Genomic DNA, 8,010 nt, shown 5'->3' on the forward strand with positions numbered 1-8,010 from the left:
CCCCGGAGGCCGCGCGGCGCGCCTCGGCCGGGTCCGGCGCGGCACACGCGGCCCGCGCACGCGACCGGCACTGCTCCATCGTCACCGCGGCCAGCCCGGCGCCGACCGCCTCCAGCGCGGGCGATCCCATGGACAGGCTCGTCGCCCCCAGGCCGACCAGCACCGGGGCCAGGGCCGGGTCCGCGGCCGCCTCGCCGCACACCCCGACCGGCGTGCCGGTGCGGGCCGATGCCTCGCCGAGCATGCCGATCAGGCGCAGCAGCGCCGGCTGCCACGGGTCGTTCAGCGCGGCCACCGGCCCGGACTGGCGGTCCGCCGCGAACAGGTACTGCGCCAGGTCGTTCGTGCCGACCGAGACGAAGTCGACCTCACGCAGGATCTCGTCCGCGCTCAGCACCGCGGCCGGAACCTCGATCATGACGCCGGCCCGGGCGATGCCGTGCGCACGGCACCGCTGCACGAACCAGGCCGCCTCGGCCGCGGTCGCGACCATCGGCGCCATCACCCTCAGCTCGGCGCCGGTCGCCTCCGCCGCCGCGGCGAGGGCGGCGAGCTGGCGGTCCAGCACGCCGGCGCCGTCACCGGGCGCCCGCGCGACCCGCAGGCCGCGCACGCCCAGAGCCGGGTTCGGCTCGACGGCCTGCGCCAGGAACGGCAGCGGCTTGTCCGCGCCCGCGTCCAGGGTGCGGGCGGTGACCGGCCTGCCCGCGAACGCCGAGAGCACCGCGGTGTAGATCTCGCGCTGGCGGGCCCCGGTGGGCTCCTCGGTGGCGGAGAGGAACGCCAGCTCGGTGCGGAACAGGCCCACCCCCTCGGCCCCGTCGTCGGCGCCCCGGCGCGCACCCGGCCCGTCGCCGACGTTGGCCAGCAGCCCCACGGCGTGCCCGTCGGCGGTGCGCCCGACCCCGTCCCAGTGCGCGGTCACCGCCGCGGCTGCGGCCACCGTCGCCTCCTCCGGTGTCGCGACCTCGGTCACCTCGCCGGTGGCGCCGTCGACGACCACGGCGCAGCCCTCGGCGAGCGACGTCGCCCCCGCACAGCCGACGACGGCCGGGATCCCCAGCGAGCGGGCCAGGATCGCGGTGTGGCTGGTCGGGCCGCCCTGCTCGGTGACCAGTGCCAGCGCGACGCCCGGTCGCAGGCCCGCGGTGTCGGCCGGGGCCAGGTCGGTCGCCACCAGCACGGCGGGCGCGTCCAGGTCGGAGACGCCCGGGGCCGGCAGGCCGAGCAGCTCGGCCACGATCCGGTCCCGGACGTCGTGGATGTCGCGGGCCCGCTCGGCCATGTAGCCGCCCATCCCCGCGAGCACGTCGGCGAACCGGTTCGCCGCCTCCCACACCGCGCGCGCCGCCGGGCGGCCCGCCCCGGTGACCAGCTCGCGTGCGTCCTGCAGCAGCGCGGGGTCACCGACCATCTCTACGGTCGTGTCCAGGACGTCGCGGGCGTCGCCCTGCACGGTCGCGGCCCTGGCCCGCAGCCGCGCGGACACGAGCCCGACGGCCGGCGCGATCCGGTCTGCCTCCGCGGCCGGGTCGGCCGGGGCAGGCCCGGCGGGCGGCTCCCCCGGCGGTTCGGCGACGCGGACCACGCGTCCCCCGGCCCGGCCCGGTCCGGCCGGGATCCCCTTCAACGCGCGGAGCGACATCCCCGCCCCTCCCTACAAGATCAGCTGTCGACGACCCGGCGCACGCAGGACCCGGGCCGGCTCACCGCTTGGCGGCGAGGCGCTCCAGGCGGGCGGGGGTCGGCCAGCGGACGTCGCGGGCCCAGCCCAGCTTCTCGAACAGCCGGATCGCCCCGGCGGAGATGTCGAGCTGGCCGGGACCGACACCGTGCCGGGCCGAGGTCGGGTCGGCGTGGTGCAGGTTGTGCCAGGACTCGCCCATGCTCGGGATCGCCAGCAGCCAGACGTTGGTGGAGCGGTCGCGCCCGGTCCAGGGACGCTCACCGACCAGGTGGCAGATCGAGTTCGTCGACCAGGCCACGTGGTGGGTCAGCGCGACCCGCACCAGCCCGGCCCAGAAGAACGCCGTGAACGCGCCCCACCAGCTCATCGTGACCAGCCCGCCGACCACGGCCGGGCCGAACAGGCTGAGCACGGTGAGCAGCGTGAAGGCGCGGTGCACCGCGGACATGTCCCGATCCTCGAGCAGGTCCGGGGTGAAGCGGCGCTGGTCGGTCATGTCCCGGTCGAACAGCCACCCCATGTGCGCGTGCCAGAACCCGCGGACCAGCGCCCGGGGCGAGGTCCCGTAGCGCCACGGCGAGTGCGGGTCGCCCTCCTTGTCGGCGTAGGCGTGATGGCGCCGGTGATCGGCCACCCAGTGCCGGACCGGTCCCTGCACGGCCAGGCTGCCGGCGACCGCGAGCGCGATCCGCAGCCCGCGGTTCGCCGTGAACGCGCGGTGGGTGAACAGCCGGTGGAACCCGACGGTCACACCGAGCATGGAGACCACGTACAGCACGACCGCCATCCCCGCGTCGAGCAGGCTCAGGCCCCATCCCCACGCCAGCGGCACGGCCGCGACCAGGGCCAGCGCGGGCACGGCGGCGAACACGTACACGAACACGTGCGGGGCGATGTGGCGTCGGTGGTCGGACAGGTCGCGGGGCGCGACACCGCCCGGCGCTGAAGCGGACATGCGGAACCTTCCGGAGACGTCGGTTGTCGCTGGTGATCCTCCTGGACCGATGGCCGAGGCGGCTACCCGCGTGACGCCCGCCACCGGGCGGGCACCGACCCCTCGGTGTCCCGACGCCGGCTCCCGTCCCCGGCGGCTTCGAAGCCCTCCACCTCGGCGATCCGGCCGAGCACGGTGAGCCGGTCCGGGCGGGCCATGCCGGGGTCGAGCTCCTGGTAGACGTTGATCACGTTCTGGGCCAGGCGCCCGTACTCGGGCAGCGAGCCGTAGTCACCGAGGTCGATCGAGGCGATCGCGTCGTCCACTCCGAGGCCGTCCTCGAAGCGCTTGCGCGCCTCGCCCTCGACCCAGGTCAGGTACCCGCGGACGCGGTGCACACCGGACTTGTCGGTGACCGGCCCGTGCCCGGGGACGATCGTGGTGACGTCCATGTCGAGGATCCGGTCGCAGGCGCCGACCCAGCGCGAGATCGGCCCGGCCCAGGCGATCGGGGTGCCGCCGACGAACAGGATGTCGCCGGAGTAGAGGACCCCGGCGTCCGGGACGTGCACGAGCGTGTCGCCGGGTGTGTGCGCCGGCCCGACCTGGATCAGCGCCACCTCGCGGCCGCCGACGTCCAGGCTCGTCTCGCCGGTGAACGTGCGCGTCGGCCCGGTCGAGGTGATGCCCTCGAACTCGAACGGCCCGAAGATCTCGCGCGCGAACTCGCCGGTGGGCGTGTCCAGCCGCTTGATCCCGGCCAGTGCCTCGACCGCCTCCTGGTTCATCAGGTCGGCGGCGGCCTGCGAGGCGATGATCTCCACGCCCTCCCCGGCGACGAGCTCGTTGCCGAAGTAGTGGTCGCCGTCGGAGTGCGTGTTCACGACCGTGGCCACCGGGTACGTGTCGGTGACCGGGGAGATCGCGTCCAGCATCCGGCGGGCCAGCGTCAGGTCGAACAGCGTGTCCACCATCAGCGACGCACCCGATCCCGTGACCAGCCCCGAGTTCGACCACCCCCAGCCGCCGTCGGGCTGCAGCCACGCGTGGCAGCCCCGACCCAGGTCGTGCAGGCCCTCGCGGTACTCCATCCGAACTCCCTCGTCCTCGTGTCCGGCACCGTCCACACAGGCGTTGAGACGTACTCTGGCGCATCGACCAGCCGGAGGAAACAGCCATGACGAGCACGCTGCGCGCCGGGATCGTCGGCGCCGGGTTCATCGGGACGGTGCACGCGCACGCCGTCCGCGCGGCCGGCGGCGAGGTGACCCGCGTCGCCGCGTCCACACCGGGCCGCTCGGCCGACGCCGCGGCCCGGCTGGGCGCCCGGGCCGGCGCCGCGACCGGCGAGGAGCTGATCGACGCCGACGACGTCGACGTCGTGCACGTGTGCACCCCGAACTCGCTGCACGTCCCGCTGGCCCGCCGCGCGCTGGCCGCGGGCAAGCCGGTGATCTGCGAGAAGCCCCTGGCGACCACCCTCGACGACGCGCGGACGCTCGCCGACGAGGCCGGGTCGCAGGTCGCGACGGTGCCGTTCGCCTACCGCTTCTACGCCGCGGTCCGGGAGATCCGGGCCCGCGTCGCGGACGGCGGGGCGGGCGCGCTGCACCTGCTGCACGGCGCCTACCTGCAGGACTGGCAGGCCGCGGGCGGACCGGCAGGCTGGCGCGGACAGGCCGGCGAGGGTGGCGCGTACCGGGCGTTCGCCGACATCGGTGTGCACTGGTGCGACCTGGTCGAGTTCACCAGCGGGCACCGGATCACCCGGCTGCTGGCCGCGACCGCGGGCGGGGGCACCGCCAGCACGGTCACGTTCGAGACCGACGCCGGCGCCACCGGGTCGACGGTGATCAGCCAGACGTCGCTGGGCCGGCGCAACAGCCTGCGGATCTCCCTCGACGGCGAGCGGGCCGCGTACCGGTTCGACCAGGAGGACCCGGAGACACTGCTGGTCGGCGGCACCGACGGCGACCTCGCCGTGCACCGCGGGTCGCCCGCGTTCTCCGCCGCCGCGGCGCGCTACTCGCTGCTGCCGCCCGGGCACCCGCAGGGCTACCAGGGGTGCTTCGACGCGTTCGTGACCGACACCTACGCCGCGATCCGCGGCGACGCCCCGGACGGGCTGCCCACGTTCGCCGACGGGCTGCGCGCCGCCGTGCTCACCGACGCGGTGATCCGCTCCTCGGAGTCCGAGGCCTGGGTGGACGTGCCCCGGTGAACCCGTGAAGCTCGGGGCGCTCAGCTGCTGCGGCGGGCGTGCACGGCCATCACGCCCAGCGTGAGCAGCAGCCGGTCGCGCGGGTCGGCGACCGAACGCCCGGTGACGGACTCGATGCGACGCATCCGGTAGATCACGGTGTTGCGGTGGCAGAACAGCGCCCGCGCCGCCTGCGTCGGTGAGCCGCCGCAGCTCAGCAGGGCGTCGAGCGTGTCGAGCAGCGTGCTCCGGTCCGCCTCGGGCAGGTCGAGCAGGCCGCCCAGCGAGGTCCGGGTGAGCCGCTCGCCGAGCTCCGGGCTGTCCGCGAGCAGTGCCTCGGGCAACCTCTCGTCCAGTACCGCCAGGCCCCGGCCGGTGACCGTGCGCACGGCGGTCTGGGCCATCCGGTACCCGGCGTCGACCCTGGCCGGGCCGTCGACCGGTGGCGACATCCCGACCCGGCCGGTCACGCACGGCCGGAGCATCTCGACGATCACCCCGTGCGGGCGCACGCCGAGGGCGACCAGGCCCACCAGCTCCCGGTCGCGCAGCACCCAGGAGGACACGACCGAGTGCCCGGCCAGCGTCCGCTCCGGCTCCTGCAGGGGGTCCGCACCGGCGCCGTCCAGGCAGCCGACGACGACGAGCAGCGGCCCGGTGTCCGGCAGGCCGAGCACGCCCGCGGCGTCCCGGGCGAAGACCGGATCCCGTCCGCGCCCGGCCAGCAGGGCGTCCAGGACCGCGTGCCGGCGGCTCAGGTCGCGGCTGCGCACCCGCTGCTCCTCCTGCCGGTAGGCGTCGACCAGCGCCTCGGAGCTGCCGTCGTTCGTGTGCCACACGTAGCTCGCGGCGTCGAGCAGGGCGAGGTCGTAGGCCCCGTCGAAGCGCAGGCGCGAGGTCTGCAGCAGCGACTCCCAGAGCAGGCGCCCGCCCAGCCGGTAGGCGCGCAGCACAGCTTCCAGCGGAACTCCCTGGCGTGCCCGCCGCCGCCCGGTCGCCCGGGTGGAGTCGCCGGGGTCGACGCCCTCGGGCACCCGGTCGGCGAGCACCTCGACGCCGCGCTGCAGGTTGGCGCGGCAGGCGTCGCGCAGCTCGTCGAGCAGATCGAGCTCTACATAGGATGGTTCGCATCGCAGTATCTGCAGCGTGAGGCGGTCGGCGAGACTCTCGACCTCGCCGAGCAGCACGCCACCCAGTGCGCGCAATGCTGCCTCGACCGGCGCGGCGAGGGGCCGGGACCGTGATCCCGCCTCGTCGGACAGCACGTCGTCACTGTGCACCGGGCGCGGCCCGGCGTCCATCGGTTCGGGCGCACAGCCCAGCTATCGGCCTCCGATGTTGGGCGATGCGCCCATGGTGGTCACTGGTCACAACGCCCAACCTGTAACCACACCGGGTGACCCCGATCACCTCCGCGCCTCGCCGCCCCCGCCAGACCGACGACTGCCGGACCACGACCGTCGACACACCCGTCCCGCGAAGGAGAAGGCATGGCTGCGACCGAGCCGGAGCCCCGGCCCGTACCGGGCGGGACGGCCGCCGCGGACCGGCCGCTGTTCCGGGTCGACGAGGTCGGGGTCCGTTTCGGCGGGCTGGTCGCGCTGGACGGCGTCTCGCTCGCCGTCGCGCCCGGCGAGGTGCACGGCGTGATCGGGCCGAACGGGGCGGGCAAGACCACGCTGTTCAACGTGTGCTGCGGGTTCGTCCGCCCGAGCACCGGTTCGCTGTCCTGGCGCGGTGAACCGGTCCGCGATCTGCGCCCCCACCACCTCGCGCGGATGGGGGTCGCCCGCACCCTGCAGGGGGTCGGGCTCTTCCGCGGGCTCACCGTCCTGGAGAACGTGATGGTCGGCGCGGACCGGCACCGCCGGGCCGGGTTCGGCTCGGCGCTGCTGGCGCTGCGCCGCTCGGACCGCGACGAGCGGGCGCTGCGCGAGCGGGCGAGCGCCGCGCTGACCGAGCTGGGCGCCGAGACCTACGCCGACCGGCTCCCGGGCAGCCTCCCGTACCCGGTGCAGAAGCGGGTCTCACTGGCCCGCGCGCTGGCCGGTGACCCGCAGATGCTGCTGCTCGACGAACCGGCGAGCGGTCTGGGAGCCGACGACATGGCCGAGCTCGGCGACCGGATCCGGTCGCTGAGCTCCCGGATGGCGGTGGTGCTCGTGGAGCACCACATGGACCTGGTGATGGGTGTGTGCGACCGGATCACCGTGCTGGACTTCGGCCGGGTCGTCGCCTCCGGCACTCCGGACCAGGTGCGCGACGACCCGGCCGTGATCGACGCCTACCTGGGCGAGGCCGCCCGGTGACCGCCGACGCCGCACCCGCGGCCGGAGACCCCGCCGTCGAGGGCCCCGCCCTCGAGGTCCGCGGGCTGAGCGCCTCCTACGGCCCGGTCGAGGCCCTGGACCGGGTCGACGTGGCGGCCGGGCGGGGACAGGTCACCGCCGTGCTCGGCGCGAACGGCGCGGGCAAGTCGACCCTGCTGCGCACGATCTCCGGGCTGGTCCGGGCCACGGCGGGCGAGGTGCGTATCGACGGTGTCGACCACACCGGCTCGCCCGCCGAGCAGATCGCGCGGGCCGGCGTCGCGCACGTCCCGGAAGGCCGGGGCGTGATCACCGAGCTGACGGTGGAGGAGAACCTGCACCTGGGCCGGCAGCTGGGGGCCGCCCGCCGGCCGGGCGGCCGCTCGCTCGACGACGTCTACGCGATGTTCCCGCCGCTGGCCGAGCGCCGCCGCCGCAGCTGCGACACGCTCTCCGGCGGCGAGCGGCAGATGCTCGTGATCGGTCGGGCGCTGCTGTGCGAACCGGACGTGCTGCTGCTCGACGAGCCCTCGCTCGGCCTCGCCCCGCGGGTCGTCGCGCAGATCTTCGGCCTGCTCCGCGAGCTGGTCGACACCGCGGGGATCAGCGTCCTGCTGGTGGAGCAGAACGCGCGCAGCGCGCTGTCCATCGCCGACGTCGGCGTGGTGCTCAACCTCGGACGGGTCGTGGCCCGCGACGACGCGTCCACGCTGGCCGCCGACGACGGGCTCCGCCACGCCTACCTGGGTTTCTAGGGGAGACGATGCAGCAGTTCCTGAACGTGACACTGACCGGGCTGAGCCAGGGCGCGATCTACGCGGCGTTCGCGCTGGCGCTGGTGCTGATCTGGCGCTCGACCCGGATCGTGAACTTCGCCCAG

At 75.2% G+C, this 8,010-nt stretch carries 7 protein-coding genes and 1 pseudogene; 4 read left to right on the forward strand and 4 right to left on the reverse strand.

Annotation, left to right across the window (positions count from 1 at the left end):
* The 3 genes from I4I78_RS26845 to I4I78_RS26855 all read right to left on the reverse strand — a co-directional run.
* Positions 1-1,645, reverse strand: a 1,645-nt coding sequence (locus I4I78_RS26845) for a phosphoenolpyruvate--protein phosphotransferase (RefSeq protein ID WP_218614287.1), incomplete at its 3' end; no start/stop codon positions are given.
* A gap of 61 nt (positions 1,646-1,706) precedes the next feature.
* The gene (locus I4I78_RS26850) at positions 1,707-2,642 is read right to left on the reverse strand and encodes an acyl-CoA desaturase (protein ID WP_218614288.1); all 936 of its coding nucleotides are present in this window, start codon (positions 2,640-2,642) and stop codon (positions 1,707-1,709) included.
* Positions 2,643-2,704: 62 nt separating this feature from the next.
* On the reverse strand, positions 2,705-3,712 hold the full coding sequence (locus tag I4I78_RS26855; RefSeq protein WP_218614289.1) for an MBL fold metallo-hydrolase: 1,008 nt from the start codon (positions 3,710-3,712) through the stop codon (positions 2,705-2,707).
* 86 nt (positions 3,713-3,798) lie between these two features.
* Between I4I78_RS26855 and I4I78_RS26860 the strand changes: the two genes are divergently transcribed.
* On the forward strand, positions 3,799-4,842 hold the full coding sequence (locus I4I78_RS26860) for a Gfo/Idh/MocA family protein (RefSeq protein ID WP_218614290.1): 1,044 nt from the start codon (positions 3,799-3,801) through the stop codon (positions 4,840-4,842).
* A gap of 20 nt (positions 4,843-4,862) precedes the next feature.
* On the opposite strand, the gene I4I78_RS26865 is transcribed toward I4I78_RS26860, so the two are convergent.
* Entirely contained in the window at positions 4,863-6,086 is a 1,224-nt protein-coding gene (locus I4I78_RS26865) for a helix-turn-helix domain-containing protein (protein WP_308252379.1), read from the reverse strand.
* Positions 6,087-6,311: 225 nt separating this feature from the next.
* Between I4I78_RS26865 and I4I78_RS26870 the strand changes: the two genes are divergently transcribed.
* From I4I78_RS26870 to I4I78_RS34000, 3 genes and pseudogenes are all read left to right on the forward strand, one after another.
* Positions 6,312-7,130 (forward strand): ABC transporter ATP-binding protein, encoded by an 819-nt coding sequence (locus tag I4I78_RS26870; protein ID WP_218614292.1) that lies wholly within the window; start codon positions 6,312-6,314, stop codon positions 7,128-7,130.
* Positions 7,127-7,885: an ABC transporter ATP-binding protein gene (locus I4I78_RS26875; RefSeq protein ID WP_218614293.1), complete on the forward strand. Its 759-nt coding sequence runs from the start codon at positions 7,127-7,129 to the stop codon at positions 7,883-7,885. Before I4I78_RS26870 ends, I4I78_RS26875 begins: the two co-directional genes overlap by 4 nt.
* A gap of 8 nt (positions 7,886-7,893) precedes the next feature.
* Positions 7,894-8,010 (forward strand): annotated as a pseudogene (locus I4I78_RS34000) (branched-chain amino acid ABC transporter permease); the annotation flags it as partial.

This window comes from Pseudonocardia sp. KRD291, from assembly GCF_019263595.1.
Taxonomy (GTDB): Bacteria; Actinomycetota; Actinomycetes; order Mycobacteriales; family Pseudonocardiaceae; genus Pseudonocardia.

Coding starts and splice junctions, on each gene's coding strand:
- I4I78_RS26850 (WP_218614288.1), bottom strand. CDS start 2,642: ATGTCCGCTTCAGCGCCGGGCGGTGTCGCGCCCCGCGACCTGTCCGAC.
- I4I78_RS26855 (WP_218614289.1), bottom strand. CDS start 3,712: ATGGAGTACCGCGAGGGCCTGCACGACCTGGGTCGGGGCTGCCACGCG.
- I4I78_RS26860 (WP_218614290.1), top strand. CDS start 3,799: ATGACGAGCACGCTGCGCGCCGGGATCGTCGGCGCCGGGTTCATCGGG.
- I4I78_RS26870 (WP_218614292.1), top strand. CDS start 6,312: ATGGCTGCGACCGAGCCGGAGCCCCGGCCCGTACCGGGCGGGACGGCC.